The sequence below is a fragment of the Pseudomonas sp. LBUM1651 genome (assembly GCF_059716135.1).
The window spans coordinates 4,008,723-4,031,374 of sequence record NZ_CP166805.1 but is presented as its reverse complement, the minus strand read 5'-3'; the positions used below and the strand labels follow the sequence as shown (position 1 = coordinate 4,031,374).

At 57.1% G+C, this 22,652-nt stretch carries 43 protein-coding genes; 18 read left to right on the top strand and 25 right to left on the bottom strand.

Annotated elements, in window-relative coordinates; translation table 11 throughout:
* Positions 1-56: 56 nt before the first annotated feature.
* Entirely contained in the window at positions 57-1,478 is a 1,422-nt protein-coding gene (ltrA, locus tag ACA066_RS18900) for a group II intron reverse transcriptase/maturase (protein WP_497696165.1), read from the top strand.
* Positions 1,479-1,556: 78 nt separating this feature from the next.
* On the opposite strand, the gene folE is transcribed toward ltrA, so the two are convergent.
* The 11 genes from folE to ACA066_RS18845 all read right to left on the bottom strand — a co-directional run bounded on the left by folE (position 1,557) and on the right by ACA066_RS18845 (position 7,503).
* Positions 1,557-2,102, bottom strand: a complete 546-nt coding sequence (gene folE / locus ACA066_RS18895) for a GTP cyclohydrolase I FolE (RefSeq protein ID WP_010456659.1) — start codon at positions 2,100-2,102, stop codon at positions 1,557-1,559.
* 22 nt (positions 2,103-2,124) lie between these two features.
* Positions 2,125-3,270: a tyrosine-type recombinase/integrase gene (locus tag ACA066_RS18890; RefSeq protein ID WP_497699916.1), complete on the bottom strand. Its 1,146-nt coding sequence runs from the start codon at positions 3,268-3,270 to the stop codon at positions 2,125-2,127.
* Positions 3,174-3,515 carry a hypothetical protein gene (locus ACA066_RS18885; protein WP_240040542.1) on the bottom strand — a complete coding sequence of 114 codons (342 nt, stop codon included), beginning with the start codon at positions 3,513-3,515 and terminating at the stop codon, positions 3,174-3,176. Before ACA066_RS18885 ends, ACA066_RS18890 begins: the two co-directional genes overlap by 97 nt.
* A gap of 46 nt (positions 3,516-3,561) precedes the next feature.
* The gene (locus ACA066_RS18880; protein ID WP_497696164.1) at positions 3,562-3,900 is read right to left on the bottom strand and encodes a hypothetical protein; all 339 of its coding nucleotides are present in this window, start codon (positions 3,898-3,900) and stop codon (positions 3,562-3,564) included.
* A 51-nt stretch (positions 3,901-3,951) separates the two neighbouring features.
* Positions 3,952-4,377 carry a hypothetical protein gene (locus tag ACA066_RS18875; RefSeq protein ID WP_497696163.1) on the bottom strand — a complete coding sequence of 142 codons (426 nt, stop codon included), beginning with the start codon at positions 4,375-4,377 and terminating at the stop codon, positions 3,952-3,954.
* 49 nt (positions 4,378-4,426) lie between these two features.
* Positions 4,427-5,167, bottom strand: coding sequence for a hypothetical protein (locus ACA066_RS18870; protein WP_497696162.1), 741 nt, complete (start codon positions 5,165-5,167; stop codon positions 4,427-4,429).
* An 89-nt stretch (positions 5,168-5,256) separates the two neighbouring features.
* Positions 5,257-5,493 (bottom strand): hypothetical protein, encoded by a 237-nt coding sequence (locus tag ACA066_RS18865; protein ID WP_497696161.1) that lies wholly within the window; start codon positions 5,491-5,493, stop codon positions 5,257-5,259.
* Entirely contained in the window at positions 5,490-5,774 is a 285-nt protein-coding gene (locus ACA066_RS18860) for a hypothetical protein (RefSeq protein ID WP_497696160.1), read from the bottom strand. Before ACA066_RS18860 ends, ACA066_RS18865 begins: the two co-directional genes overlap by 4 nt.
* Positions 5,771-6,085, bottom strand: coding sequence for a DUF4406 domain-containing protein (locus ACA066_RS18855; RefSeq protein WP_497696159.1), 315 nt, complete (start codon positions 6,083-6,085; stop codon positions 5,771-5,773). The genes ACA066_RS18860 and ACA066_RS18855 overlap by 4 nt, the downstream gene beginning before the upstream one ends.
* Complete coding sequence (locus ACA066_RS18850) at positions 6,082-6,366, bottom strand: hypothetical protein (RefSeq protein ID WP_497696158.1); 285 nt, start codon at positions 6,364-6,366, stop codon at positions 6,082-6,084. Before ACA066_RS18850 ends, ACA066_RS18855 begins: the two co-directional genes overlap by 4 nt.
* 45 nt (positions 6,367-6,411) lie before the next feature.
* A complete protein-coding gene (locus ACA066_RS18845) occupies positions 6,412-7,503 on the bottom strand; it encodes a DNA-methyltransferase (RefSeq protein WP_497696157.1) in 1,092 nt (363 codons plus the stop codon).
* A 71-nt stretch (positions 7,504-7,574) separates the two neighbouring features.
* Between ACA066_RS18845 and ACA066_RS18840 the strand changes: the two genes are divergently transcribed.
* The gene (locus ACA066_RS18840; protein ID WP_497696156.1) at positions 7,575-7,853 is read left to right on the top strand and encodes a hypothetical protein; all 279 of its coding nucleotides are present in this window, start codon (positions 7,575-7,577) and stop codon (positions 7,851-7,853) included.
* 12 nt (positions 7,854-7,865) lie between these two features.
* Here ACA066_RS18840 and ACA066_RS18835 read toward each other — a convergent pair whose 3' ends face one another.
* The gene (locus ACA066_RS18835; protein WP_497696155.1) at positions 7,866-8,267 is read right to left on the bottom strand and encodes a hypothetical protein; all 402 of its coding nucleotides are present in this window, start codon (positions 8,265-8,267) and stop codon (positions 7,866-7,868) included.
* Positions 8,268-8,378: 111 nt separating this feature from the next.
* On the opposite strand from ACA066_RS18835, the gene ACA066_RS18830 reads away from it, so the two are divergent.
* On the top strand, positions 8,379-8,825 hold the full coding sequence (locus tag ACA066_RS18830) for a hypothetical protein (protein ID WP_497696154.1): 447 nt from the start codon (positions 8,379-8,381) through the stop codon (positions 8,823-8,825).
* Here ACA066_RS18830 and ACA066_RS18825 read toward each other — a convergent pair.
* The 7 genes from ACA066_RS18825 to ACA066_RS18795 form a co-directional block, all read right to left on the bottom strand.
* Complete coding sequence (locus ACA066_RS18825) at positions 8,809-9,168, bottom strand: hypothetical protein (protein ID WP_497696153.1); 360 nt, start codon at positions 9,166-9,168, stop codon at positions 8,809-8,811. The genes ACA066_RS18830 and ACA066_RS18825 overlap by 17 nt on opposite strands.
* 81 nt (positions 9,169-9,249) lie before the next feature.
* Entirely contained in the window at positions 9,250-9,711 is a 462-nt protein-coding gene (locus ACA066_RS18820) for a hypothetical protein (RefSeq protein ID WP_497696152.1), read from the bottom strand.
* Positions 9,708-9,941, bottom strand: a complete 234-nt coding sequence (locus ACA066_RS18815) for a hypothetical protein (RefSeq protein ID WP_497696151.1) — start codon at positions 9,939-9,941, stop codon at positions 9,708-9,710. Before ACA066_RS18815 ends, ACA066_RS18820 begins: the two co-directional genes overlap by 4 nt.
* A complete protein-coding gene (locus ACA066_RS18810) occupies positions 9,938-10,300 on the bottom strand; it encodes a hypothetical protein (protein WP_497696150.1) in 363 nt (120 codons plus the stop codon). Before ACA066_RS18810 ends, ACA066_RS18815 begins: the two co-directional genes overlap by 4 nt.
* Before the next feature lie 99 nt (positions 10,301-10,399).
* The gene (locus ACA066_RS18805; protein ID WP_497696149.1) at positions 10,400-10,759 is read right to left on the bottom strand and encodes a hypothetical protein; all 360 of its coding nucleotides are present in this window, start codon (positions 10,757-10,759) and stop codon (positions 10,400-10,402) included.
* Between the two features lie 66 nt (positions 10,760-10,825).
* On the bottom strand, positions 10,826-11,020 hold the full coding sequence (locus tag ACA066_RS18800) for a hypothetical protein (protein WP_497696148.1): 195 nt from the start codon (positions 11,018-11,020) through the stop codon (positions 10,826-10,828).
* Between the two features lie 21 nt (positions 11,021-11,041).
* Positions 11,042-11,431, bottom strand: coding sequence for a response regulator transcription factor (locus ACA066_RS18795; protein WP_497696147.1), 390 nt, complete (start codon positions 11,429-11,431; stop codon positions 11,042-11,044).
* A 436-nt stretch (positions 11,432-11,867) separates the two neighbouring features.
* Between ACA066_RS18795 and ACA066_RS18790 the strand changes: the two genes are divergently transcribed.
* Positions 11,868-12,185 (top strand): DUF1654 domain-containing protein, encoded by a 318-nt coding sequence (locus ACA066_RS18790; RefSeq protein ID WP_497696146.1) that lies wholly within the window; start codon positions 11,868-11,870, stop codon positions 12,183-12,185.
* A gap of 50 nt (positions 12,186-12,235) precedes the next feature.
* On the opposite strand, the gene ACA066_RS18785 is transcribed toward ACA066_RS18790, so the two are convergent.
* The 5 genes from ACA066_RS18785 to ACA066_RS18765 form a co-directional block, all read right to left on the bottom strand.
* Positions 12,236-12,853 carry a hypothetical protein gene (locus ACA066_RS18785; RefSeq protein WP_497696145.1) on the bottom strand — a complete coding sequence of 206 codons (618 nt, stop codon included), beginning with the start codon at positions 12,851-12,853 and terminating at the stop codon, positions 12,236-12,238.
* A 129-nt stretch (positions 12,854-12,982) separates the two neighbouring features.
* Complete coding sequence (locus ACA066_RS18780) at positions 12,983-13,414, bottom strand: hypothetical protein (protein ID WP_497696144.1); 432 nt, start codon at positions 13,412-13,414, stop codon at positions 12,983-12,985.
* Complete coding sequence (locus tag ACA066_RS18775; RefSeq protein WP_497696143.1) at positions 13,389-13,802, bottom strand: helix-turn-helix domain-containing protein; 414 nt, start codon at positions 13,800-13,802, stop codon at positions 13,389-13,391. The genes ACA066_RS18780 and ACA066_RS18775 overlap by 26 nt, the downstream gene beginning before the upstream one ends.
* A 2-nt stretch (positions 13,803-13,804) precedes the next feature.
* On the bottom strand, positions 13,805-14,128 hold the full coding sequence (locus tag ACA066_RS18770) for a type II toxin-antitoxin system RelE/ParE family toxin (protein WP_497696142.1): 324 nt from the start codon (positions 14,126-14,128) through the stop codon (positions 13,805-13,807).
* Between the two features lie 217 nt (positions 14,129-14,345).
* Positions 14,346-15,218: a S24 family peptidase gene (locus tag ACA066_RS18765; protein WP_497696141.1), complete on the bottom strand. Its 873-nt coding sequence runs from the start codon at positions 15,216-15,218 to the stop codon at positions 14,346-14,348.
* Positions 15,219-15,326: 108 nt separating this feature from the next.
* Between ACA066_RS18765 and ACA066_RS18760 the strand changes: the two genes are divergently transcribed.
* The 4 genes from ACA066_RS18760 (at position 15,327) to ACA066_RS18745 (ending at position 16,587) form a co-directional block, all read left to right on the top strand.
* On the top strand, positions 15,327-15,533 hold the full coding sequence (locus ACA066_RS18760; RefSeq protein WP_497696140.1) for a Cro/CI family transcriptional regulator: 207 nt from the start codon (positions 15,327-15,329) through the stop codon (positions 15,531-15,533).
* Positions 15,534-15,567: 34 nt separating this feature from the next.
* On the top strand, positions 15,568-15,912 hold the full coding sequence (locus ACA066_RS18755; RefSeq protein ID WP_497696139.1) for a hypothetical protein: 345 nt from the start codon (positions 15,568-15,570) through the stop codon (positions 15,910-15,912).
* Between the two features lie 22 nt (positions 15,913-15,934).
* The gene (locus tag ACA066_RS18750; RefSeq protein WP_497696138.1) at positions 15,935-16,186 is read left to right on the top strand and encodes a hypothetical protein; all 252 of its coding nucleotides are present in this window, start codon (positions 15,935-15,937) and stop codon (positions 16,184-16,186) included.
* Positions 16,187-16,383: 197 nt separating this feature from the next.
* Positions 16,384-16,587 carry a hypothetical protein gene (locus tag ACA066_RS18745; RefSeq protein ID WP_497696137.1) on the top strand — a complete coding sequence of 68 codons (204 nt, stop codon included), beginning with the start codon at positions 16,384-16,386 and terminating at the stop codon, positions 16,585-16,587.
* Positions 16,588-16,589: 2 nt separating this feature from the next.
* Here ACA066_RS18745 and ACA066_RS18740 read toward each other — a convergent pair whose 3' ends face one another.
* On the bottom strand, positions 16,590-16,841 hold the full coding sequence (locus ACA066_RS18740) for a hypothetical protein (RefSeq protein ID WP_497696136.1): 252 nt from the start codon (positions 16,839-16,841) through the stop codon (positions 16,590-16,592).
* Between the two features lie 145 nt (positions 16,842-16,986).
* Here ACA066_RS18740 and ACA066_RS18735 point away from each other — a divergent pair, with 145 nt between their 5' ends.
* The 10 genes from ACA066_RS18735 to ACA066_RS18690 all read left to right on the top strand — a co-directional run bounded on the left by ACA066_RS18735 (position 16,987) and on the right by ACA066_RS18690 (position 22,589).
* Positions 16,987-17,724, top strand: a complete 738-nt coding sequence (locus tag ACA066_RS18735) for a phage antirepressor KilAC domain-containing protein (protein ID WP_497696135.1) — start codon at positions 16,987-16,989, stop codon at positions 17,722-17,724.
* The gene (locus tag ACA066_RS18730) at positions 17,724-18,473 is read left to right on the top strand and encodes a DnaT-like ssDNA-binding domain-containing protein (protein WP_497696134.1); all 750 of its coding nucleotides are present in this window, start codon (positions 17,724-17,726) and stop codon (positions 18,471-18,473) included. The genes ACA066_RS18735 and ACA066_RS18730 overlap by 1 nt, the downstream gene beginning before the upstream one ends.
* Positions 18,470-19,153 carry a replication protein P gene (locus tag ACA066_RS18725; protein ID WP_497696133.1) on the top strand — a complete coding sequence of 228 codons (684 nt, stop codon included), beginning with the start codon at positions 18,470-18,472 and terminating at the stop codon, positions 19,151-19,153. Before ACA066_RS18730 ends, ACA066_RS18725 begins: the two co-directional genes overlap by 4 nt.
* Positions 19,146-19,355 (top strand): hypothetical protein, encoded by a 210-nt coding sequence (locus tag ACA066_RS18720; protein ID WP_497696132.1) that lies wholly within the window; start codon positions 19,146-19,148, stop codon positions 19,353-19,355. Before ACA066_RS18725 ends, ACA066_RS18720 begins: the two co-directional genes overlap by 8 nt.
* Positions 19,346-19,648, top strand: a complete 303-nt coding sequence (locus ACA066_RS18715; RefSeq protein ID WP_497696131.1) for a nuclease domain-containing protein — start codon at positions 19,346-19,348, stop codon at positions 19,646-19,648. Before ACA066_RS18720 ends, ACA066_RS18715 begins: the two co-directional genes overlap by 10 nt.
* A gap of 106 nt (positions 19,649-19,754) precedes the next feature.
* Entirely contained in the window at positions 19,755-20,171 is a 417-nt protein-coding gene (locus ACA066_RS18710; protein ID WP_497696130.1) for a VRR-NUC domain-containing protein, read from the top strand.
* Positions 20,168-21,448: a tyrosine-type recombinase/integrase gene (locus ACA066_RS18705; protein WP_497696129.1), complete on the top strand. Its 1,281-nt coding sequence runs from the start codon at positions 20,168-20,170 to the stop codon at positions 21,446-21,448. Before ACA066_RS18710 ends, ACA066_RS18705 begins: the two co-directional genes overlap by 4 nt.
* Positions 21,449-21,450: 2 nt before the next feature.
* The gene (locus ACA066_RS18700; RefSeq protein WP_497696128.1) at positions 21,451-21,912 is read left to right on the top strand and encodes a hypothetical protein; all 462 of its coding nucleotides are present in this window, start codon (positions 21,451-21,453) and stop codon (positions 21,910-21,912) included.
* On the top strand, positions 21,909-22,232 hold the full coding sequence (locus tag ACA066_RS18695) for a hypothetical protein (RefSeq protein WP_497696127.1): 324 nt from the start codon (positions 21,909-21,911) through the stop codon (positions 22,230-22,232). The genes ACA066_RS18700 and ACA066_RS18695 overlap by 4 nt, the downstream gene beginning before the upstream one ends.
* A gap of 3 nt (positions 22,233-22,235) precedes the next feature.
* Positions 22,236-22,589 carry an antiterminator Q family protein gene (locus tag ACA066_RS18690; protein WP_497696126.1) on the top strand — a complete coding sequence of 118 codons (354 nt, stop codon included), beginning with the start codon at positions 22,236-22,238 and terminating at the stop codon, positions 22,587-22,589.
* The last annotated feature ends 63 nt before the right edge of the window (positions 22,590-22,652 follow it).

Genomic DNA, 22,652 nt, shown 5'->3' with positions numbered 1-22,652 from the left:
TCAGCCGAGGCCGTAGTAAGTGGCGAATAACCGCGCCACCAAGGGCCGAACAGGTTATGCCGCCAGTAGGCGTCACGGTCTCGTCGAATGTTGAAACGCAGAATATTCTCCAAGAGAAAACTGTTATCTCAAGTCCCGGACGGTATCCGAGGATGACGGCTGACAGGGCGCAAACATCGGCGGCGTCTTTGGCGTGGACGAATGCGGAGCCGGACACGCTGATGGAGCGGGTGCTTGCACCCGCCAACCTCAGGCGTGCGTATCAACGTGTGGTCAGCAACAAGGGTGCGCCGGGTGCCGATGGCATGACGGTCGACGAATTGGCGGGCTACGTGAAACAGTATTGGCCGATCCTCAAGGCTCGGTTGCTGGTCGGTGAGTATCACCCGCAAGGTGTGCGCGCCGTCGACATCCCCAAACCCAAAGGTGGAACACGGCAACTGGGTATCCCCAATGTCGTGGATCGCCTGATCCAACAGGCTTTGCTGCAACAGCTGACGCCGATCCTCGACCCTCTGTTTTCGGACTACAGCTACGGCTTTCGTCCGGGCAGAAGTGCTCATCAAGCTATCGAAACTGCCCGCGATCATGTGGCAGCGGGTCACCGCTGGTGTGTGGAGCTTGATCTTGAGAAGTTCTTTGATCGAGTGAATCACGACGTTTTGATGGACAAGATAGAGCGTCACGTCGAAGACAAGCGCGTACTCAGACTGATCCGTCGTTACCTCGAAGCGGGAGCTATGTCGGGCGGGATCGTCAGTCGTCGGCAGGAAGGCACGCCGCAAGGCGGCCCGCTCTCGCCGTTGCTGTCGAATGTCCTGCTCAATGAATTGGACCGTGAATTGGAGCGGCGGGGTCATCGTTTTGTGCGCTATGCCGACGATGCCAACATTTATGTGCGTAGTCGGCGTGCGGGCGAACGTGTGCTGGCCAAGGTTGAGCGCTTCCTGAGTCAGCGTCTGAAACTAACGTTGAATCGGGACAAGAGCCGTGTGGCACGCCCGTGGGTCTGTGATTATTTGGGTTACGGGATGAGCTTGCACAAACAGCCAAAGCTGAAAGTGGCAACGATGAGCCTGAATCGCTTGCGCGATCGGCTCAGAGAGCTGCTGCACGGCGCGCAGGGTTGCAAGATGGCTACGATCATCGAGCGAATAAACCCGGTGCTACGCGGTTGGGCAGGTTATTTCCAGCTTAGCCGAAGCAGAAGGCCACTTGAAGAACTGGACGGCTGGGTGCGGCGCAAACTTCGCTGCGTCCTCTGGCGTCAATGGAAGTGGCCCTCCACGAGGGCACGCAACCTGATGCGACTGGGACTCAGAAAAGAGCGGGCCTGCAAATCAGCGTTCAACGGGCGGGGCCCATGGTGGAACTCGGGAGCGTCACATATGAATCAGGCGCTGGCGAAGAAACTATGGGACAACCTCGGGCTGGTCTCGATACTGGATACGATAAACCGGCTTAGCCGCATAACCTGAACCGCCGTATACGGAACCGTACGTACGGTGGTGTGAGAGGACGGCGGATGTGAATCCGCCTCCTACTCGATTTGCAAATTATTTGATCAGACTGAGGAATTCGCTGCGAGTGGCCGCGTTTTCACGGAACTCACCCAGCATCACCGAGGTGATCATCGACGAATTCTGCTTTTCCACACCGCGCATCATCATGCACATGTGCTTGGCCTCGATCACCACCGCAACGCCCAGGGCGCCGGTGACTTGCTGGACCGCATCGGCGATCTGGCGGCTGAGGTTTTCCTGGATCTGCAGGCGGCGGGCGTACATGTCGACGATCCGCGCGACTTTCGACAGCCCCAGCACCTTGCCGCTCGGGATGTAGGCGACGTGGGCCTTGCCGATGAACGGCAGCAGGTGGTGTTCGCACAACGAGTACAGCTCGATGTCTTTCACCAGCACCATTTCGCTGTTGTCGGAGCTGAACAAGGCACCGTTGGTGACTTCTTCGAGTGTCTGTTCATAACCGCGGCAGAGGTACTGCATGGCTTTGGCGGCACGCTTGGGCGTGTCGAGCAGGCCCTCGCGGGAGACGTCCTCGCCCAATTGGCCGAGAATCGCGGTGTAATTCTGTTCCAATGTCACAGAGCTTTATTCCGTATGGGTTCTAGAGGGGTACGGTTTCTGTCTGTACCAATTTTGTACCAATCAGGCTTTGCTCCAGCTTCCCGACTTCACTCCAGTCTTCACTGGAGTTGATCCACCGGGCGTATGTCGACAGCAGCATTTGCACGCTGTGGCCGAGCTGATTCGCAATGAACCCGAGGTTCATGCCTGCCATTAGGCACATGGTAGCGTAAGTGTGCCGGCAGTTGTATTGCCGTCTGGCCCTGATCTTCAATGCGACCAGCGCCGCCTTGAAGTGTTTGTCGGTCACGCTGGCCTGCTGAATGAACTCAAAGTTCTTGGTCGGCGGGAACACATACGGCGATTGTTTGTGCTGGCGCCGGCTTTGCTTCGCCCTCAACTCAGCCACACCCTTGGCCACCTCAACCGCATTCAATGCCCTGCTGTTCAGCATGACTCGCCGCGTCTCGCGGGTTTTCGTGCGCTCCTCGATTTTGTAGTCAGCCACGATTCTGCACACGTTGGCGACACGTCCCTCTGTATCAACCTCATCCCAACGTAACGCCGCTATCTCACTTGGCCGCATGCCGGTATAAAACGCGAATTCAAAGTAGGCCGCGTATACCTGCATCGAACCGGCCAGCACCTTATATAGGTGTCCGATGATCACGTCCGCTTCCGCAACCGTGAAAGGATCAACGGGTTTCTTCGCCTTCGCCGGCAGTTCGATCGAGCCGACTGGGTTCCGCGTGATCAACTCATCATTCACTGCGCATTCAAACATCGTGTGCAGCCGCTGGATCGCCGACCTCTTTACAGTCGATGATTTCCACTTCGTCTCGCCGGCGATTTTCCGCAGCATCGCGGAATTGATCTGATCGATTGGGAGCAGCGCGAGGTGAGGCATCCAGTAAAGGTTGAGGGATATCCGGTAGTTTTTTCGGGTGCCGCCGACTACTTCCCGACTGTCGAGCCAGGTCTGCGCATACTCTCCGAACAGCGGCGTCGCAGAATAGGTTGAGTAGGTCGAGTTTGGGAAAAGCTCGGCGTAACGCTGGTCGTCCATCACGCCGTGCTTGATCAGGCTAATTACTGTAGCGCGTAGATCTGCGGCCGCTTTAATGCCTTTTGGCGTTTGGGAATAGGCGAGGGTCTCGCAGCGCCGGAACTGCCAGGTGAAGCGAATGCGGACTGATTGACCTGCGAATTCAACTCCGGCGGGCAATCCCAAAGGCTTTCTAGCCATGCCTCATATCTCCTGATGCTGTAGTAAATCTGCCCGTCGATTTCGTTCCACACCCCTTTCGGGATGATGTTGCGCTGGCGCTTACCCTGGAGCGCGCGCCGGGTGGTGCCGACCATCTCCGCGAAGTTCTTCTCCGCGACCTTGTCGGACAGGTACTCAACCGGTATCTGTTCAGCTGCTGCCATGATGATGCTCCATGCCGCGCGTGGCGGCAGAAGGTGGGGAGGGTGATTAATCGCTGCTGTAACTGGAACCGCTGTCGCTCGAGCTGGATGAACTACAGCTATCGCTGGATGAGTAACTGCTCCCGCTGTCGTAGCTGAAGTAGCTGCTGGTATCGCAATGTCTGCTCGACCGCGAAGGCTCGTAGGTGTCGACCTGATTCAATGGGCTAAATGGACTCAGCGGGCTGAGAGGATTCAGTGGGTTGAGCAGATCCGATGACGAGTCGCTTCTGGTCGACTGGGATGAAGAGGCAGCGAAGCTGCTGCCTGACCGACTGGCCGGAGTGGGCGCGGCGAGCTTATCGGCGTGCTTGCGGCGAAAGCGTTTTTTCAGAAATTCGAACATGCAGGATTCCTCGCCCGCCGTTCACCGGCCGGCTGGTAGGTGGAAGAGGGGTTAGATCTGTTCGGCGGGCAGTGGCGGCGATTCTTGCCACTCGATGACGTCTGCGCCGAAGTCCGCTCGGGTGAAGTCGATAGCGCCGAATTGCCAGTGGTAGGTGAAAGGCAGAGGGGCTGGTCCTCGCTCGCATCGAGCCAGAACCGTCCCGCAGGAAAGGCGAAGGTCTATCGTCTGGTGGGAAGGGTCTTCATCAGGCTCAGCGTCTTGCCAGTTGCCTGCCAGCCTCTCTACGGCCTTGACCACGTCCGCGATTTCAAACTCCCGGCCTTTTGGTCCGACAGTGCAGCGAATCTGATGGATCGCCGTTTGCCATCGATCCTTGCGGACAACTGCACCGTCTTCCCGGAACTCGTAGTCCTCGGGCTTTTCGCCCCTGAACTCTGGCTTTCTGAAATCCTGTTCTGTTACTAGTCTGTTCATCACCGCGGCCCCTTGTAGCAGTACACGTAGGCGAACCAGGCGAGGGCGATCATGACTTCCTGCTCCGGCTCACATCTTCAGCGGTGACGATGTGCGGGGCGACGTCCTTGACCGTGAAGAATTCAGGCTGGCAGTGTTTGCGCGCCCACGCCTTGAGCGGCCGCATGGCGCGTTCCAGCTCCAGCTTTGCCTCAGAACTCAGTGTTGGGTAGTTGTCGACCCATTCACCAGCGTCGCTGTCATAGGCCCGCTCGCTCATATGCTCGAGCAAATCGTCTTGGTCAGGCAAGAAGGCTGCCGGATCGTCCTTGCACTCAGTGCCGCGATATACCGTGCCGCCCTCGTACAGCCCGGCCCTGTAACTTGCTGGGTGCCCGTCGCCATCGCTGTCGTGGCCGTAGTTGTCCTTGAGCAATTCATCAAGGCTGTCGTAATCCCACGAGCCATTATCGCCAGTGAGCGACCACTTCTCGCCGGCTTGGGGCGCTTCATAGTCCGGTATCGAGTTCGCTGCTGCGATAGGTAACGCCGCCTTGAACTGCTTCAGGTATTCAGCCGGTGTGGATCCCCAGCGACTGACCAGGCACTCGGCGTAAATCGGTGCGCCTTCGTCCTCGGTCTCGCCCGATGGTTCGCCGGGCACCATGAAGAACTCGAGCTCCACGTCGTGCAGCAGATCGGCAAAGCGCTTAGTGTTTTCGACATTGACCAGAAGGGTCGACAGTTCATGGTTAGAACTGAGACCGAACACGTTGTAGATACTGGCCAGCTCTGGCTTATGCTTGGGCATGACTTCGTCCTTTGCCGCTATAGCGGCTGACTTTGAAGGGGGAGGGAGTTAATACGGGGCGGAGTACAGATGCACTCCTCGAGGCGGGCTTACCCGCGCAGCTCGACATCCGTTGTTATCGCCTTCACGACCACCGGCCCAAGGATTCGAACGCCTCGCTGGTCGTCCTTAAATGCTCGGTTGATGCGACCGATTGCCGCTTCACGGGCTTGCCGATAAACCTGATCGATCTGGCAGTCTGGTCCCCAGCTGCCCAGGTTGGTCAGCTCGATCGTGAGCGTCACCGTCGCGCCGGTGGTGGTTCGGACTATTGGTCGATTGGTCATGGCAGTTCGTCCCCGACGATCATTTTGCACGGGCCTTGCCGCACTGTTGCAATTTCTGCCGAAAGCTCATCAATCCGCCGGTTACGTCGAGCGATTGCGGCCTGAAGGTCGTCAATGGCCTGGTCTGCCGTGGTCAGGCTCAGCTGTAGACCATCACGCTCGGCGGTGACCCGATCAAATTCGGAAGCCATGACAACCTCTGGCCCGTGAGGGTCGTAGCCGATTCGGTTCCCGCCCTCAGAAAGCATTGTCACAACGTTGTAGCGGTGAACTTCGCTCATCCTGCAATCTCCATCGATACCAGATCATGGGCATTCACAACCGTCATGCCGAGGCGTTCAGCGATCAGCACTTCGAGGCGGGCGCCCTTTGAATGCTCCCAGCCCGGGAGCGTGGCCACCGTGTCGCAGTCCATCAGGGCGGCGATGTCGCGGCGCATGCAGTCGACCCAGGAACCGCCGTCAGGGTTGATCTCGGCGGGGTTGGTGACGGTGTGTCCGTCGGCGCGTAGGTTGGCGGTCATTGCGGCGAATGCGGGGAAGTTGAGGGCGGGCAGGCCGGTCATTGGGCCGCTGAGGTAGATGCGCTTCATGCAACCTCCTTGTCGTTGTCATGCCCTGGGCACCCACCGCCGGAAAAGTCGAATCCCTCGCACGGCGGTCCGAACGGCAAAACCTCATTGCCTTGGGCCAGCGCTTCAAGTAGATGATCCTTCGCCTCGTCGGCGGTGCACTCACGGCCACCCTCAAAGCGGAACATGCCTTTGAGCTGGCGCTTGCTGAAGTCGCGCAGCGCGCCGCGCACGCTCAGATGAATGTGGAAGGTGCGACCGTTCGGGCCGAATGGATCAGTCGGTTTGTTTTCTGTGGGCATGGGGCGTCCTATGCCGGGTCATGCCCGGGCGGTAGAGTGGGGGATTTATGCTGCTGGGGGTAAGTCGCGGAAAACGTCCATCTGCGCTGCACCGTCCAGCCAGGCCGCTGCGATCCGGCGCTCAGCCATTGCGGCGTATTCCGGGTTCAGTTCGCACAGGATGGATCTGCGACCTTCCTGCATCGCGACCACCGACGTAGTGCCGGCACCGGCGAACGGGTCAAGCACGACGCCGCCGAGTGGTGCACCGGCAAGGATGCAAGGCCTGATCAGGTCCGGAGGAAAAGTCGCGAAGTGCGCACCCTTGAAACCTTGAGTCGGCACCGTCCACACACTGCGCTTGTTACGCGTGTCCAAGGGCCAAGCGCTTTCCTCTCGGTCTGGCCGGTGTGTTCCCGATGACTGCCCGGGGATGGGTTGCTCTCGCTTCGAATCATCACGCTTGAAACTGTCCCGCTTGCTGCGCACAGCTTTCATTGGCCCGTTTGCCTTTCCGGGCACTCGGTCGCTGCCCTGCTGTTGCTCGATATCCTGCGCCATTCGAGTGATCGAACTGAGTGCTACAGGCTCCTTGATTGCATCCTGGTCATAGTAATAGCGAGGTGACTTGCTCAACAGGAACAGGTATTCGTGCGACTTTGTGCACCTGTCCCTGGTGGATTCAGGCATGGGATTCGGCTTGTGCCAAATGATGTCCTGGCGCAGGTACCAGCCATCTTCTTGAAGGGCGAAGGCGAGGCGCCAGGGGATGCCCATCAAGTCTTTCTGTTTTAGTCCTATCGGCGGTGACCGCCGCCTGCCACGCAGTACCGCTCCGCGCGTAGCCTGAGAAACCATATCGTGCTTACCCGCTGAACCACCAGGTGCGTAGCCTCCTGCGATTGATGCGTAGGTGTCGCCCATGTTCACCCAAACAGTTCCGTCGTTACGCAGCACGCGGCGTACTTCGCGAAACACTTCAACCAAACGCCCGATAAATTCAGCAGGTGTTTCCTCAAGGCCGATCTGCCCGGCCATGCCGTAGTCACGCAGCCCGTAGTAGGGAGGTGAAGTGACACAGGTATTTACCGACTGGTCCTGCAGCGTCCGCATCGACTCAATGCAGTCGCCGATCAGAATCTGATGAGATGGGGACATAGGGGATCCTCGCCGGCTGGCGTGATTCGTTGAAGTGAGGTAAATAGCGTCAGAACTTTTGGAGCTTATGAATGGAAACTTTGAAGGCCGCTTGCACGTTCATCCTGTGCGTGAGTTCGTTGATTTCATGTGGGCTGTGGGTGCGCTCAGCGATGGTCAAAGCACCATACAGAGAGAAGCGAGACGCTAGCGGATTGTGGGAAGCGAGCATTTCTGTCGAGACGGACAAGGGAAAATTTGACGTACTTGAAACAGCCGAGCTTCAGACAAAGTGGAATAAGTGGGCTGCTGGTTTCGCCGCGATTGCTGCGGTCAGCCAAGCGATACTTGCATACATGCCGGCGCAGTAGCCGAGACGCTTGTTAGGCGCGGCGGACCTTGAAGCGGAGCATCGCCTTGATGCTGTGGCAGTAATCTTGAAGTCGCTCATAGGCCTTGTATTTTGCCTGGCCTCGAGTAGCCGCCCACACCCTGACCAGGTCTTCTCGGGCCTCTCGGTTCCAGTTGAGATCATCCCAGTCATGGTTGAACGGCAGGACCATCCACTCTTTGAGTGGAAGCGTTTCGGCCATCTCGCCGTACTGCATTTCGTGGGTTGGGTGGTAGTTGCTGATCCGCTTCTTCGGGTCTTCGTCCAGCACCACGCCGATGTAGTGGCCACGATCGGCCAAGATGACGCCGGGCTTCCCGTAGGCAATGACCCGCCGGCCGATTTCGGCGGGTACCTGATAGTGCTGCCGGACATATGCGCAGTTGTAACTCATGGATTATCTCCAGTCAGGCGCCGCCCTCCGTGACCGGTGGTGGCAATTTGGTTTGGGTTGGGGTATTACGGGTGACCGGCATGGGGCCGGAATTGGAGAGGGAGTTTGAATATGAAAAAATCGGATTTTGAATATGACACGGATGAGTTCAAAACCCTGATTTCAAGGACTGCGCACAGCTATAAGCGAGCAACTGACAGCTACCTTGAACTCGTGGATACGTGGATAAACTTTTCGCCAAAAGAATTCGGCGGGGAGGTTTCGTTCGAATTAGAGCGTGAAGAATCTCGAGTGTCGGGAAGAGTGATTGGACAGAAATTCAACATCAGATCAAACCTTCTCATCAGTAACCAAAGTGTCTATCTTCGTGCCGCAATAACCGTGCGGGATGTCTTGATCGACAATGAGAGCGAAATTGGAAGTTTCTTAGTGTCGCCGAATGGTTCTGTCCATTCTGAAGATGGAGAACTTTTAATCGATCGCAACGAGCACATGATCGAATACAGCCTATTGGTCGCTATTCTTCGCAGAGTTCTTGGCTTCACGGCGAAGGGCTGATGATTTCGTCACCCGGGTCGGCCGTAATTTCAGCCATACTCTTCTCGTAAAATGCTCGCGACACCTTTTCTGTAACTTCATAAGGTGTCGTGACACTCCGAAGCATCCGGGCCTGTGTTTCGAAGTCGGCGCTGATCAAGTTCCGAATCAGGTTCTGGTGGATCTCCTGCTGATTGTTGAAGCCGTGATCCTTCATCACCTTCTTCATATCCGGCTTGAACACCCCGGCCACCTCAACCGTAAATTTCTCGACGCCCAATGCAGCGTCCCGGGCTGCTGCCTTCTCGCGCTTCCTGCGCTGCTTGATGGCTTCCGCCGTCGGCTCCTGCTGTTCCTCGGCCATGGCCTGCCTCTTCAATTCCGTGGGCCGGTATATCCAGCCATGTCTGTCGTCGGCGCTGGCGCACCTGATTGCTGATGCGCTTCATGCTGCGACCTTTACCTGATGCCAGGCGCCGGCGGCGTAGAACAGCTTCGCGGCCTGCGCCTCTTCAAGCGACACCTCCGCAGGAACGGCGATCCAGCCAGACGCAACCAGGTGGTTCGGGTTGCAGCTGTTTCGCAGCTCCAGGTAGTAATGCTCGATGGCATCCGTCAGGCGCTCGACCTTGTAGATGCCCTCCGGCGATATCTCCACCGACTTGACGTACTCAACGCCGCGCTCGTCTCGACACATGGCGCTGATGTAGATCGTCCAGTGGTAGGAGAAATCGAACAGAGCGTTGGCAATCGCCAAACTCCGGATCTGCCGACAGTTCTTCCAGTTCGCCATGATCTGCGCGCCGCTGGGGTCGATGTTCACGACCGCGACATGATTGGTTCGGAGCAGTGCCCGGCAGCTACGTTCGGCACGGGCAAAGCCGTTGTTTGCCTTGCGCTTGCTCATAACGCCTCCGTGATCCGCCGCAGCGCGATGCGTTCTGCCCGGGTAGGGGAAGGCCGGCGCCGCTTGAGGATGGTGTCGGGGTCGATCTTGTCGGAGCGTGGCGGGCGGTGCTCAGGCTTGAAAGCGGCGGCTGGCTCTGCTTTTCCACCGGCGCCGAAGAACTGATCCAGCTGCCGGTTCAGGTTCGCGATGATCGCGTCTTTCGGGCTGGGCATAGGGCCGATATTCATCGTGGCACTCCCATGAAGGCGAAAACGGAAAGCACCACAGCGGACACAAGCACCCAACGAGTCATCCAGCGCGCCACGTTGGCGGCGGTGAGGTGTGCGGCTCGGTTAAAGCGCGCAGCACTTTCAAGATCCTGCGCTGACCGGCAGGCGTTCATGTGACCGGCTACCTCCGCGCGCTCAGTCCCTGTCTGTCGATCAACTACGCCAAACAGATTGTTTCCGTGCGGCACGACTGTGAAGCGCGGTGACATCGCAGCAGCTGTGATCCCTGCCTTTTGGTAGAACTCTGCGGTGGCCATGGTGGCGCGTTTACGCAGCCCATCGAGGACGGCGCGGCGTTGGTGGATAGTCTGATTCATGTCCTTTCCTCGGTTGGGCTGGAAAAACTTTTCCGTTTAGGTGCAATTTGTTTCCGTGCTGCATCCCGCCGCCCACTCAGTGAATGGGCAGGCTGGTTGTCAAAGTGAGCGATCAAGGTTTTCAGCAATTTGCTGTTCCACCAGGTCGCCGATCTTGAATGTGTCGTCTATCGAGTAGTGCGGATTGCATTCGGAGCAGTGACCAGCCACTTCAATCTCAATGGCATGCTGTACCAACTCCTGATCACGGAAGCAGGCTGGACAGCGAACTGTTTCAATGCCGCGCGCCTTGACCTTCCCGACGCAGCATTGCTCAGCATCTTCCGTGTCGTCGTGAGCTTCTTCGCATACGTCGCAAAGCCAAACATCGTTGATCTCTGGCTGACAGCAGCGCTCTGCTTCGTGGTGAAACTCATGCACCTCGTTGCAAAATCCGCATTCATAGGCCCGCTTAGGCATATCAATTACCTCTCGGTTGTCATCCCGCTGCACCCTGTCACCAAGGTGCAGAAGTGATGCTGTCCGTCAGCGAGTGCGATCGAGCAGAATCCGAATTCGGCCTTCGTCGAACCACTCTGGCTCGATCACTTCGTTTTTCCCTTTAGGGCTTGGCGGCTGCAGGAGGTACCTGTCGCAACCTGTAAGGAAGGTTGCCCGGGCAACAATCGTTCCGTAGAACTCGGTGACCTTGTCTTCTGCTTTCAGTCCAAGCTCGATCATGTTTTTTCCCTAGAGGTTGAGTTATGCGGCTTCGAGCGTTTCGGAGCGGCGGGTGATTCGTACCTGGGCAATCCGAACCGAAGGTGGTCGGCGGTCGCGGCGAGCAGGCTCGACTGACTGGATGTTGGTTACCGCGTTCATGGCCATCAACGTGGCCAGGACGAAGCACATCGGGGAGATGATCTGGCGGCGCATTGCCTCGGCGACCAGAGCGGCGCGGCGGGTGACGCCGAGCTTGAACATTGCGTTGGTGAGGCGTTTCGCGACGGTGGCCGGTGATATGCCGGCTTCTCGTGCGATTTCCTTCGCGGTAAGCCCCAGGGCCACCCACAAAAGGAACTGAAGTTCTCGCGGTGCCAGGCCACGACCGAGGTGACCCTTCCATGTGCCGTTTACGATTTCTGATTCCATCGTTGTGACTCCCGGTTGTTTTCCCAATGCACCCGGTCAACCAGGTGCATCAGTGAAACTTTCCGTCCTATTGCCGCCGGGAGGGGCGGGGCGCATTGCTTGCCGGGTCATTCGTGCCTACTGGGCATACACGGTTCTGGCGTTTCACCATCGAGCAGCCGTCCAGGTTGTTCCTGTCGTGGGCAGGCTTTCGGGCCTGTCTGCTCGCCGGTCGCCGGTAGAGGCAATGCGGTCTGTTGTTTGTTGCGCTGACTGTTAAAGAGCGGCAGGTCTTTCAACCCTTCGCAGCTGGCCCCTGATTGGGTGCCGCGTTGCGATGGCCTTAAATTAACCGGCGGTTTATATATAGTCAACACCGGCGGTTAATTTATTTTTCATTACGATGTCGTATGCTTTCGCTCAAGCTGGATGCATATACAGTACTAGAGGAGGGAAAATGGCGAAGGCGAAGAAGCAAGCAAAACCAGTAGGACGTCAGGAAATCAGCGGGATAGAGAGGCTTGGTCTGCGCGTTTCATCGATGATCAATCACCCGGTAGCGCAGACTCAGCGCTGGGTAACGATTCATCGCCTGGACACGGACGGGGATCGAGAATGGGAGGAGGTGATGGGCCTGCTATCCGAGACGGACGGCATAGACATGACGTTCAACGACGATGAGTCGGTGACGCTGAGGTGGGAGGCTCAGGCCGAAGAAGATCGCGTGGTCGTAGTAGAGGATGCGCTGGAGGTGGAGGAGGCCGCACCTTTCTGATGGGCGTGAAAAAGCCCGCTTGGTGGCGGGCTATACATTGCGTAGCAGAGCTACCCTTCGGTTTCGATGCGTTTCTTTAAGGTGTCGAGCAAGTCTTTGGACAACCCGTGGCCCTCGCCAAGTCTGGATTTCACTGACTCATCGGCAGCCAATAGTTTTTTTATCTTGTTCGTGCTTTCCTTCACGACATCGATCTGCTTTCCGAGAATTTCAAGTAGCTCACTGCTAGCTCGTTGATATCTCTTGTTGGCCCAGTCCAGCGCCACGGATGAATCAGCACCGTCAAGCTCCTTCTTTGCCGCGTCGGTTGATTCCCTAGCACTGTTCCCCTCCATAACCAAGCGTGTCTCAGCTAGGTCTGATCGGATGTTGGCTTTGCACTGCTCTATAAACGCGACCACAACATCTTTGTCAGCTGATTTGTAATCCCATTTTCGGGCATCTAGTCCGGAAATCGACTCATCTAGCGCCTCCACTGTTGTTGCGCCGCGCTTGAAGTATTCCGCGAAGGTTATACCGTCTTCTTGCCGTGCCTTTAGCTGCCGCTCAGTCTGTACGGCTGAAGATTGGACGACCTGTGCCGCAAATTTGGCTTCCTGTCCGCTCTCGTATGCGCTCCACCCGAACCAGCCACCTACAGCGATTGTAAGGGCAAGAACGCCCGCCATGCTTGATCTCATACGATACCTTCCCTGTGATAAAGCCTGCACTTTACCATTCGTGGCGTACAGCCACCATTGTCAGGAAGGGAAGGGCGAGAACGAAAAAGCCCGGCGCTGGGCCGGGCTTCTTGCTACCTATTCCATCTCTAAAGCGTCGGGTTCGCCATATGGCACAAAATCATCAGGTTCGATAATTTTCGGCTGTAGATAGTACTCACCCCAAGGAGATCTCCCGGTGACAGTAGCCAAGTGATCTCTCATAGCCCCGTATACGATGTTAGGGCCGCTTTGAGTGATCAATCTAGCCTGTTCATCTTCATCAAGGTCACTGTCTACGTTGAAATTCGCAACGCCAAATGCTGAGATTGTGTATCTGTCGGCTGCAATCTCTCCCTCAAGATTGAGCCTCATACCTAACTGATACTGATTGTCGTCCGTCTTGTGTAGCAGCAATTTAATAGTGGGCTCGGTGGGCGACTCTTGAGCATTTGGATCGAATTCAGGGTTAGCGGTTACTGATATTTCTGGGTAAAACAGGTGGTTAAGCGTAAATTTCGCGCGCTTCATTTCTCATCTCATCCAGAAAATTTGAAATATCAATTCTCTCTTGCGGCCTGATTGCAGCCTGGTGCGCTGGCTGTCCTTGAGGTATGCAATTGAAGTGCTCGAGCCATCGAACGCTCGCCTCAGAATCAGCAACGTGGATGTGTATTCTGCCGCCCAGAGCATGAGTAATTTTTACCATTGACTCGATGGTGAAATTCGCATCGCCTCTAAGTGCTTTGGTTACATACGCAGGACTAGTCTCCATGCGCTCAGCCAGCATGGTGTTATTCACACCTTTCACATTCATCAGTCGGGTGATGCCGCCGACGAACTCGAGCTTGGCCTGCTCCTGGCAGAAAAGTCGGGTCTTCCTGAGCTCAGCGATTCTTTCCTTGAACGATTTGAGCATCTCTATTCCTCCTCAATAAACGTAAGGCTATTCAGGGCTTTGCTTCTCGCATAACTTTCTTTCACGCGAATAGCTCTCTGAATTTCACGCCTCGGGGTCTTCTGGCTTTTCTTAACAATTCCATGGGTGCAGACGATAATTTTCTCTTCGTCTTCAAACCAAAAAAAACGTAGCCGACCCTTTATGTACTCGTAGATCTTTTCACCTTGGTCAACGTAGTGACACTGAGCCGTGTTGAACGCTTCCGGCCCTAGCTTGCTGTGACGTTCCATCATGACAATCAAGCCGCTTAGATTGGCCTCAAAACCGGGGCCAATCTCGTCCATGAAAATTTCGACCTGCGACCGGCCGTCCTGTTCCATTGGTGACGTAATCTGCCAACGGTGCGAGAAATGAATTTTAAGATTCACTGCTCTACAGGACCGGACCGAACATTAACCTATAGGTTAACTTGGGTATAGTGGATAAATCGCCAGATTGCTGCATTTTTTCTATGCGCTCCATGCGCGCAGTTCTTGATTCGGTTTGGTTAGGGTCATGGCGTTATACCAAGTGAGCATTCCAGACGAGGAGTACGCGAGCCTGAATGTAGGTCTCATCCGCCCTGATCGTTTGCGGCGGGTGCCTTGAATTATCGGAAATCATGTTGATCTGATCGTCACCAATCCACTGGAGGCGCTTAATGTACAGGTGACCTTCCCAGGAGAACATGTAGATCCCATCGCCAGTGAATTCACGGATGCTGATGTCAACGAGGAGCGGGTCGCGGTGCTTGATCGTGGGCGCCATGGATTGACCCCATCCAGTGACCATCTTGAGATGAAAGTGCTCCTTGAACTCCACTCCCATCTCGCGAAGATGCTGCGGGCTTACCCTCACATCCTGGAGCATCTCTGGATAGTCGTGCGGGGCCTGCCCGCCGCCCATTGCTGCACGGACGTCGTAATGCGCGATCCAGACTTCGTCACCCATCGCGCCGGGGCGGTAGTAATCCAACTCAATGACACCGCCGCCGTCATCGGCTTCAGCAGCTGCTAGCAACCGCCTGCGAGCATCTTCAGTCAATCCTTTCCCTTGCTTGGAAAGCATTTGGCGAACCATGTCTGCGGCAGACGTGCTCTCTGATGAGGCGTTGATTTGATCGGCAGCGCTTGTAAGCCCGCTGATTTCAGCCGCCAGCCTCTTGCTGAATTTCTCAATTGGCACATCAAGTAAACGCGACAGCACCGCCGCAAACTTTACATTCAGCGGATTGGTGCCGTTCAGGTACATCGCGACAGCTGCAGCGGAGATATCAGCAGCTTCTGCAAGACTCGCTTGGGTGAGGCCGAGGGCGTTCTTTTTCGATACGAAAAGCGCCTTCGCGGCGTCGCACTCGGCTTTCAGCTCTGGGGAAAGTTCTTTCTTTTTACTCATCCGTGAAATTTAACCGTTGGTTAATTTATTTGCGGCAACCGGCGGTGTTGCTAGAAACCTAACCGGCGGTTAATATTGACCTCGAGAACACCATTCGAGATTTCCAGAATGAAGCAGATCCCACTTACAGAGCTGGTTGCTACGAAAGGGCAGGCCTTTGCGGCCACGGCTCTTCGGTGCAGCCCTGCTGCAATCAGCAAGGCCATCGCGGCCGAGCGAAATATTTCCGTCACCTGCAATCAGGACGGGACTTATGAAGCGCACGAGCTCAAGTCCTTCCCGGCGCAGACGACCACAAAGAAATCAGCCGCCTAACTCAGCCCGTCACACCGACCCCGGAAGTGAACCCATGGCCTACAAGAACAAAACGCATCGCAACACACACCAGCTGAAGTCGCGCCTGAATGACCACGCTTACGCCGCTATCGAGGCGGAAGCGTTGTCGCGTGAGCTTCAGCCCGGCGCCTTGGTTCGCGACCTCACTCTGGCGGCTCTGCGATTTAAAGAGGATTACGGCTACTTCCCATTGGTCGATGACAACGAGCTGGACGGCTTTCCGGCGCTTGGCGAGCTGGCCCGCGAAATGAAAATTCAGCCAAACGCACTAGTTCGCGACCTCATTCGTGCGGCGTTGAAAGCCAAGCGGGAGCAGGACGCTATTCCCCCGGTCAACGACAAGAAACTAAGCGCCTGATTAGGCCATGGAGGAGGCACCAATGCCTGCAATACCGGAAGTGGGGCAGTACACGCAGGACGAGAAAGACGAGCTTGAGCGGTGGGCTGACGAGGTCGGTATCGGCATGGATCAGTTGGCCGACCGAATCTTGCAGATGACAGAGCGTGCGGTCGAGCGCCGCAGTGCTGCTCGCCTCGCTGCAGATAAAGCAGCCTTGCGAAGCCACCTCTCTGCTCATTGTGCGCAAGAGGCCCAGGCAGAAAACGTGGTTTCAATTTTCCCATCGAGGTAACGGTCCGGCACCTAATTAGTTGCCGAGACAGCAAGGATTGGACCCGGCGTGGCTGGCACCTAATTAGGGGCCAAGAAGAAAAGAAGGTCATGGGTTCGTCCCTGATCGAGCTGGTGGAACAAGTATCGGATTTAGCGGGTGTCCGAGGAAGTGCACCGGATTAGCTGTGAATTTAACCAGTACTTCAGAGGTGAACGATGGACCAACAAAGCAACGCGAATGCGCCATCGGTACGAGAAGCGGTTCGCAAGATTAATGGGTTCAAAAGTTTGATTAGCGCTCAAGAGGCGCTTTCCCGGGGCGGCGAAGGGGGGGTAGTCCGCATTGAGGCGATGGCCCCGGTTATGGATGCCATCGACCAATACGTCGCACTGTTTCCAGCAGTTGAAGTCGAGCGTTAGCCCTACTGGCTACGGTCGTAGAAGTCCCGAAGTTTCAGGTATTGCTTGGTGATCGCTTGGACAAATTCATATGTCTTTTCAGCTGCTTCAACAGGGTCACTCGGGAGCGTGAGCTGACCACTGCTGATCATCGCTACGGCCATCTGCTGAGCTGCGGCGTAAGGGTCATCAATTGGGTTCAGCACTCCTGCCAACGGCGCAGGCCATCCGCTGTTCTCGGGCAAATCCGCTTCTTGATTGTTCCTGATTTTCATATGTCCGGCCTCCTAGGCCTTTTCGTTGGGAAGCAAAAAGCTACCACGGATGCGCCGGACACCTACAACGCCTGAATTGCAGGCACAAAAAAGCCGGGCTGCAACCCGGCTCCTTCAACAACTTGTAAAACAATGTGGGGCCATTATGAACACCAGCACCGCTCCAGGCAATACCCACCATGTCGCGACACATTTTCGCCAAGAGCAAAACGTGTCGCGACACACCATGTCGTCACGCGAGATCGCGGCGCTGACTGGAAAGCGTCACGACAATGTGAAGCGCACCATCTATACGTTGGCCGGCGACCGGGTAATCAATTTTCCTCAAATTGAGGAAAACCCCGCCACCGTTGGGCGTCCTGGGAAACACTATCTGATTGGCAAGCGGGACAGCTTTGTCGTTGTCGCCCAACTGAGCCCGGAATTTACAGCACGTTTGGTGGACCGCTGGCAGGAATTGGAAGAGCAGGCGGCCCCGCGGATTCCCGCGAATTACGCCGAAGCATTGCAGCTTGCTGCTGACCAGGCGCGGGAGAACACCCGTTTGCTCGGTGTGATCGAGCTTCAGGCGCCAAAGGTTGCCGCCATCAAGCGTTTGGCAGCCGCCGAGGGCTCGATCTGCATCACCGACGCCGCCAAGCAGCTTGGCATTCCGCCGTCGAAGCTATTCGACTGGATGCAGGCCAATCGCTGGATCTATCGACGGGGCGGCTCAACCCGCTGGGTAGCAGCGGAACCGCGTATCCGCTCGGGCTACATGAAGCACAAGGTCACAGCGCTGAAGCCTGACACCGAGACTGGCATCGAGCGCGCAGCATTTCAGGCACTGGTCACCCCGAAAGGCCTTACCCGTCTCGCTGAACTACTGCAGGAGGCCGCGTAATGGCCGGCGACTGGATCAAATTCGAACTAACCACCCTGGACAAGCCCGAGGTTTGCCAGATTGCGGACCTGGCCGATATTGACCCCGACGCGGTAGTCGGAAAGTTGATGCGTGTATGGGGCTGGTTCGACCAACAAACCGAAAACGGTAACGCTCCGAGCGTTAGCAAAAAGTTACTGGATCGTCTCGTCGGCGTTATCGGTTTCTGCGAACACATGAAGTCGGTCGCTTGGATGATCGAACTTGACGGCGTGATCAGCCTTCCGCACTTCGAACGTCACAACGGGAAGACCGCTAAAAACAGGCTTCTCACGGCAAAGCGCGTGGCAAACCATAAGTCGGGTAACGGTAAAAGTAACGCTGCGAACGTTAGCGGTGCGTTACCTAAAGAAGATGTAGAGAAGAATAAAGAACCTCTCTCTGCGCATGAGCCCGTCGATCCACGCATGCCCAGCGAAATGACCCTCGACTGGGTGCCGGATGAAACGCTGCTGAAAACCTACGCCTTGCACCGTGGGTTGTCGCTTGAACTGTTCACTGAGCAAGTTCGCGTCGCTTTCACCGGCCACTACGAGCCTCAGCACCAGGTCAACACCCAGGCTGAATGGGTGGGCATGTTGGTCAAGTGGGTAGCAAACGACAAGGCTCGCGCCGCAGCCTCCAATGTCACTCAGTTCAGACAGAAACAGACGCCGGCCTCTGACTACGACGATGACGATACCGAATGGCAGAACGGGGTTAGGCCATGAAGACCGTCTCCGTGATTGCCCAAAGCCTGTGGACCCAAGCCCAATCCGGTGAGTTCATCGCCGCTGAGGATGCTGCCCCCGTCGCGAATGAAACCAACAGCACGTTGGTGACTGCCATCAACGACCTGTTCAAGGAACTTCGTTCCATCCGCTCGGCGTGGCGCCAGGCATGGCCGGACAAAGAAACCTACCAGGCGTCGAAGCGCCAATGGTTCCAAGCATTCCTCGAGGAAGGTATCTGCACTCAGGGTCAGATCGATTTCGGCATGACCCAAGTTCGAAAGCAGCCCGGTGACTTCATCCCAAGCCCTGGTCAATTCATCGAGTGGTGCAAGCCGACGCCCGAAATGCTCGGTTTGCCACCGCTTGCGGCTGCGCACCGGGAAGCATGCAGGAACGCTCATCCGGGGATGGCCGGGCAGGGCAAGTGGTCGCATGACGCGGTTTGGCACACCGCGAAGGAATGCGGGTTCGAGAGCCTGAACAAACTCGACACCACACTCAGCCTCAAGTTGTTCGACCGTAACTACACGATCACCATCCGCCGTTTGCTGGCAGGCTTGCCACTCCAGGCAATGCCCAAGGCTCTGACCGCGCGCGCCGAAGCGAAGGTGACGCCTGAGGTTGGGAAGGATGCCTTGGCCCAGATGCGCGCCAAGCTGGGAGGTGCCCGTGCCTAATGCTCATCTGGCCCCAACTGATCCCGTCGACTACCGCTACGCCGTGCATTGCTGCGGCTACAAGTGGGAGCTGACCGACAAGCCCGACCGCGCCGTCGCGCTGTTCGAGCATTCATCGGCGGCGCTGAAATTCGGCCAAATGATGTGGCCGTCCACCTACGAAGTTATCGATCGCACGACGGGGGAGCGGGTATGCGCGTGACCTCGAAGAAGCTTCGCGCCTCGGCCAACGGCCAGGACTGTACCGTCCGAGCACCTGGTGCTTGCAACTTCGACCCAGCCACGACTGTGCTCGCTCACCTGCCTTGCGGCCAAAAAGGCATGGGCATGAAGGGCTTCGACACTGTCGCGGTTTTCGCGTGCAGCGCCTGCCACGACGTCATCGACGGTCGCACCGCCGGCGACATTGATTGGAAGGACATGCCGCGCGCGATCGCTGAAACACACGAGGCCCTGATCCGGGCCGGCATTCTCACCGTGAAGGGGGCAGCATGATCAACCCAACAACGTTACTTGTCCTGATGATCCTCTCCACCTGGGCACTTTACGAAGTTTGCCGTCGCCTCTATGACCGGCAACGCAAAGCACGGGGTGGCCGCCGATGAAGCCGTTCTCCCCCAAGCCGGTACGCGCCAAGTCAATCGACCGCGAAGGCCTCGAGCAGGCTGCGTTGATGGCCGAGCTGCGTGTCCGTATGCCGGAAGTCGCTGATCTGATCTATCACGTCCCGAATGGCGGGCACCGTCACAAGGCAGTGGCGGCGAAGCTCAAGCAGCAGGGCGTGGTGGCCGGGATTCCTGACCTGGTGTTGACCATGGCCCGCGGCGGGTTCTTCGGCCTGTATATCGAGTTCAAGGCCACACCGCCGAATGACGCTGCGATTTCTGCCAGCCAGCATGAGCGCATTCGAAAACTGAACGATCAGGGTTATCTCGCGGTGGTGTGCCGTGGGCACTTCGACGCGATGGAGCAGATTCGTGCGTACCTTCGCCTCGCTGCGACAAAGGTGTCCGCATGACCAGCGCCGCCGTGAAGATGTCCGACGCCGAGATCAAGCGCCAGGCTGCCGGCGCCGCCCGCGATCTGCGCGATACCGATAACCGAGGACTGTACCTGCGCTTCGCCAAGGATCGTGCCCGGGCATCGTGGTACCTGGTGCTCAAGGGGAAATGGAACCTCGTTGGTAGTTACCCCGAGCTCAATGCCAAGCAGGTCGTGGCGGCGTTGCCGAGCATCCGCCTGCGCCTCGATGCCGGCGATGGTGCCAACCTGTCGAAGTGGGTCCTGACCGGTGAGCTGCTGGACTGGTACGCCGACCGGATGGCCCGCGACCGGAGTCTATCGAGCAAGCGCAAGAAGACTGGCGCTTCACTGATCAAATGCCACCTAAAGCCGCTGCTGGGCACTGTGGCATTGGCCTCCATCAACAAGGCCACCCTGGACGATCAGTTCATGTGGCCGGCGCAGGAAGCCATCGGCATCGATTACGTGCGCTCTGCGTTCCAGCTGCTGGCCCTGGCCTTCCGCCAGGCGTTCAAGCTTCGGTTGATCGCCACCAACCCGATGAAGGACGTCAAGTTCAGCGACTTTTCCAAGGCCAAGGTGGGCGTGAAGCCGTCACGGTTGCGCGTCACCCAGCTGCAGGACCTGATTGCTCTGCTGCGTGATGCCATGGCCGGCGCACCGGCAGACGCCATGCTCGCCCTGATGATGCTTTGCCACGGCACCCGCATTGGCGAAACCCGCCAGGCCCAGTGGTCGCACATCAGCCTGGCCGAGCGGGAGTGGTTCATTCCTGCCGAGAATACTAAGACCGGTGTCGAGCATCACCTGCCACTGACTGATCAGGTGCGACAGATGCTGATCACTTATCGCGAAACCCAGTGGGCCAACGGCTACGACGGCCAGTTCCTGTTTCCGGCCCGCAACGGTAAGGCCCTGAGTGAAGGGCAGGCCAGTGCCGTGTTCACGCGACTGGGGCAGGGCGAATGGACCAGTCACGACCTGCGCAAGGTAGCCCGTACCGGTTGGGCAGACATCGGCGTCGACCACCTGATCGGTGAGCTGCTGATCAACCACGCCATGGGCCACAACGTGAAGGTGTACATCCAATCGGACGTGATGAGCCGCAAGCGTGAGGCTTTGGATCGGTGGTGTGCGTATCTAGACGCGAAGGGCTTCAAGCGCATTCACGCGTTGACCGGCTTTAGATCGGGAGATTCTGGTAATGCCCCGGAAGCCACGGAAAATAAGGCCTGCGAGGCCCTTCAAGAATCAACCATAGGCGAGGTTTAAAAATGACCGAAAAGAATCTTGAGGATTACGAAGCGGCCAACGAAACAGCTGCCCGAATTGACGCCATGGTTGAGCTGGCAAAGGAAAAGGGCCTCATCGTAAGTGGCTTGGACGTGGCCACTGATCGAATTGAACTGCCAGTGTTGGGCTGGGAGTTCGCTGGTGATGACGTACTTTCACTTGAGGCGTTGCGCAAAGATGCCGAGCGTTATCGTTGGTTTCGGACTCACTCTTTCCAGATCGTGTACGCCTCAACCGGCCCGTGGGTTCATGACCTGGACAAGGTGATAGATGAGGCGATGGCCGCCGCCGATGTTTTCGATACGCCGCTGCTGTGCCGTCAGCGAATGGCGGCTTCCGGCCTGCCGCACCCTCGATCCTCTTGCTACTCCTGCGGTCCGTTCTCGCCCAAATGGCGGGAGTGTGATGCACGGATCGCCGCCGTAATGAAGGAGGGTGAATGAACAAGTCCCATGGCCCTGCCTTTCGCAAGCAGCTGAAGCAGCTGAAGCCGCTGATGGAGTGCAGTACCTGTCGGGGTGCCGGCGTTACAGAGGGCGTTTTCCATCAGATCGGTTGCTCGGCCTGCAACGCATCGGGCTGGGTATGCCGGGACACCGGTAACGCACTGCCGCTTGAAGAGCTGGTCACGCAACTGAACATGAAGTTGCGTAATGCCTCGGCCGAGTTGGCCAGGGCAAAGCAGGTACAAGGCGGGGCTCACGAACAATACGAAAAGAACAACCGCCGCGGCGCCGGCGCTTCGAACTTCACAGGGGATTAATCAATGGCCAGAACGAAGAGCTTCACCGACCGCACATCGGAAGACCTGCTGGAGCATTGGGGCCGCTGGGTGATATTGGGCTCGGGCGTGTCCTGCTGTGCCTCACGCGAAAACACCCTTCACACGCCGATGATCACTGATGACGATGCGTTGATGATCGATGGCCTGATGGGGCGTTTATTAAAACGACACCCCGAGTGCGGAAACGTCCTCATGAAGTACTACACCGCGCGGGACCAGGCCCTGGTAGATGTGGGCAAGAAATTGGGTTTTGGTGAAGAGAAGACCAGGCAACTCTGGAAGGCCGGTATTGCGTGGATTGATGGTGCTTTAGATGTTCGTCGAGAAGCTGCGTGACCACTCTCCAGTGAGAAAATGGGCGCTGCAGTATGATTTACTGAGCGCCCCCTGCTTAATTTT

What these genes read in the sequence shown, in the direction of transcription:
- ACA066_RS18810 (WP_497696150.1), bottom strand. Translation starts at nt 10,300, where the DNA reads ATGAATCAGACTATCCACCAACGCCGCGCCGTCCTCGATGGGCTGCGT.
- ACA066_RS18705 (WP_497696129.1), top strand. Translation starts at nt 20,168, where the DNA reads ATGACCAGCGCCGCCGTGAAGATGTCCGACGCCGAGATCAAGCGCCAG.
- ACA066_RS18870 (WP_497696162.1), bottom strand. Translation starts at nt 5,167, where the DNA reads ATGCCCAAGCATAAGCCAGAGCTGGCCAGTATCTACAACGTGTTCGGT.
- ACA066_RS18735 (WP_497696135.1), top strand. Translation starts at nt 16,987, where the DNA reads ATGAACACCAGCACCGCTCCAGGCAATACCCACCATGTCGCGACACAT.
- ACA066_RS18880 (WP_497696164.1), bottom strand. Translation starts at nt 3,900, where the DNA reads ATGTTCGAATTTCTGAAAAAACGCTTTCGCCGCAAGCACGCCGATAAG.
- ACA066_RS18775 (WP_497696143.1), bottom strand. Translation starts at nt 13,802, where the DNA reads ATGCTCAAATCGTTCAAGGAAAGAATCGCTGAGCTCAGGAAGACCCGA.
- ACA066_RS18805 (WP_497696149.1), bottom strand. Translation starts at nt 10,759, where the DNA reads ATGCCTAAGCGGGCCTATGAATGCGGATTTTGCAACGAGGTGCATGAG.
- ACA066_RS18840 (WP_497696156.1), top strand. Translation starts at nt 7,575, where the DNA reads ATGGAAACTTTGAAGGCCGCTTGCACGTTCATCCTGTGCGTGAGTTCG.
- ltrA (WP_497696165.1), top strand. Translation starts at nt 57, where the DNA reads ATGCCGCCAGTAGGCGTCACGGTCTCGTCGAATGTTGAAACGCAGAAT.
- ACA066_RS18845 (WP_497696157.1), bottom strand. Translation starts at nt 7,503, where the DNA reads ATGTCCCCATCTCATCAGATTCTGATCGGCGACTGCATTGAGTCGATG.
- ACA066_RS18745 (WP_497696137.1), top strand. Translation starts at nt 16,384, where the DNA reads ATGGACCAACAAAGCAACGCGAATGCGCCATCGGTACGAGAAGCGGTT.
- ACA066_RS18830 (WP_497696154.1), top strand. Translation starts at nt 8,379, where the DNA reads ATGAAAAAATCGGATTTTGAATATGACACGGATGAGTTCAAAACCCTG.
- ACA066_RS18825 (WP_497696153.1), bottom strand. Translation starts at nt 9,168, where the DNA reads ATGGCCGAGGAACAGCAGGAGCCGACGGCGGAAGCCATCAAGCAGCGC.
- ACA066_RS18800 (WP_497696148.1), bottom strand. Translation starts at nt 11,020, where the DNA reads ATGATCGAGCTTGGACTGAAAGCAGAAGACAAGGTCACCGAGTTCTAC.
- ACA066_RS18850 (WP_497696158.1), bottom strand. Translation starts at nt 6,366, where the DNA reads ATGCCCACAGAAAACAAACCGACTGATCCATTCGGCCCGAACGGTCGC.
- ACA066_RS18710 (WP_497696130.1), top strand. Translation starts at nt 19,755, where the DNA reads ATGAAGCCGTTCTCCCCCAAGCCGGTACGCGCCAAGTCAATCGACCGC.
- ACA066_RS18690 (WP_497696126.1), top strand. Translation starts at nt 22,236, where the DNA reads ATGGCCAGAACGAAGAGCTTCACCGACCGCACATCGGAAGACCTGCTG.
- ACA066_RS18835 (WP_497696155.1), bottom strand. Translation starts at nt 8,267, where the DNA reads ATGAGTTACAACTGCGCATATGTCCGGCAGCACTATCAGGTACCCGCC.
- ACA066_RS18740 (WP_497696136.1), bottom strand. Translation starts at nt 16,841, where the DNA reads ATGAAAATCAGGAACAATCAAGAAGCGGATTTGCCCGAGAACAGCGGA.
- ACA066_RS18885 (WP_240040542.1), bottom strand. Translation starts at nt 3,515, where the DNA reads ATGGCAGCAGCTGAACAGATACCGGTTGAGTACCTGTCCGACAAGGTC.
- ACA066_RS18730 (WP_497696134.1), top strand. Translation starts at nt 17,724, where the DNA reads ATGGCCGGCGACTGGATCAAATTCGAACTAACCACCCTGGACAAGCCC.
- ACA066_RS18695 (WP_497696127.1), top strand. Translation starts at nt 21,909, where the DNA reads ATGAACAAGTCCCATGGCCCTGCCTTTCGCAAGCAGCTGAAGCAGCTG.
- ACA066_RS18750 (WP_497696138.1), top strand. Translation starts at nt 15,935, where the DNA reads ATGCCTGCAATACCGGAAGTGGGGCAGTACACGCAGGACGAGAAAGAC.
- ACA066_RS18715 (WP_497696131.1), top strand. Translation starts at nt 19,346, where the DNA reads ATGCGCGTGACCTCGAAGAAGCTTCGCGCCTCGGCCAACGGCCAGGAC.
- ACA066_RS18785 (WP_497696145.1), bottom strand. Translation starts at nt 12,853, where the DNA reads ATGGCGGGCGTTCTTGCCCTTACAATCGCTGTAGGTGGCTGGTTCGGG.
- ACA066_RS18860 (WP_497696160.1), bottom strand. Translation starts at nt 5,774, where the DNA reads ATGAGCGAAGTTCACCGCTACAACGTTGTGACAATGCTTTCTGAGGGC.
- ACA066_RS18795 (WP_497696147.1), bottom strand. Translation starts at nt 11,431, where the DNA reads ATGGAATCAGAAATCGTAAACGGCACATGGAAGGGTCACCTCGGTCGT.
- ACA066_RS18725 (WP_497696133.1), top strand. Translation starts at nt 18,470, where the DNA reads ATGAAGACCGTCTCCGTGATTGCCCAAAGCCTGTGGACCCAAGCCCAA.
- ACA066_RS18855 (WP_497696159.1), bottom strand. Translation starts at nt 6,085, where the DNA reads ATGAAGCGCATCTACCTCAGCGGCCCAATGACCGGCCTGCCCGCCCTC.
- ACA066_RS18815 (WP_497696151.1), bottom strand. Translation starts at nt 9,941, where the DNA reads ATGAATATCGGCCCTATGCCCAGCCCGAAAGACGCGATCATCGCGAAC.
- ACA066_RS18820 (WP_497696152.1), bottom strand. Translation starts at nt 9,711, where the DNA reads ATGAGCAAGCGCAAGGCAAACAACGGCTTTGCCCGTGCCGAACGTAGC.
- ACA066_RS18760 (WP_497696140.1), top strand. Translation starts at nt 15,327, where the DNA reads ATGAAGCAGATCCCACTTACAGAGCTGGTTGCTACGAAAGGGCAGGCC.
- ACA066_RS18755 (WP_497696139.1), top strand. Translation starts at nt 15,568, where the DNA reads ATGGCCTACAAGAACAAAACGCATCGCAACACACACCAGCTGAAGTCG.
- ACA066_RS18700 (WP_497696128.1), top strand. Translation starts at nt 21,451, where the DNA reads ATGACCGAAAAGAATCTTGAGGATTACGAAGCGGCCAACGAAACAGCT.
- ACA066_RS18765 (WP_497696141.1), bottom strand. Translation starts at nt 15,218, where the DNA reads ATGAGTAAAAAGAAAGAACTTTCCCCAGAGCTGAAAGCCGAGTGCGAC.
- ACA066_RS18865 (WP_497696161.1), bottom strand. Translation starts at nt 5,493, where the DNA reads ATGACCAATCGACCAATAGTCCGAACCACCACCGGCGCGACGGTGACG.
- ACA066_RS18780 (WP_497696144.1), bottom strand. Translation starts at nt 13,414, where the DNA reads ATGAAGCGCGCGAAATTTACGCTTAACCACCTGTTTTACCCAGAAATA.
- ACA066_RS18770 (WP_497696142.1), bottom strand. Translation starts at nt 14,128, where the DNA reads ATGGACGAGATTGGCCCCGGTTTTGAGGCCAATCTAAGCGGCTTGATT.
- ACA066_RS18875 (WP_497696163.1), bottom strand. Translation starts at nt 4,377, where the DNA reads ATGAACAGACTAGTAACAGAACAGGATTTCAGAAAGCCAGAGTTCAGG.
- ACA066_RS18790 (WP_497696146.1), top strand. Translation starts at nt 11,868, where the DNA reads ATGGCGAAGGCGAAGAAGCAAGCAAAACCAGTAGGACGTCAGGAAATC.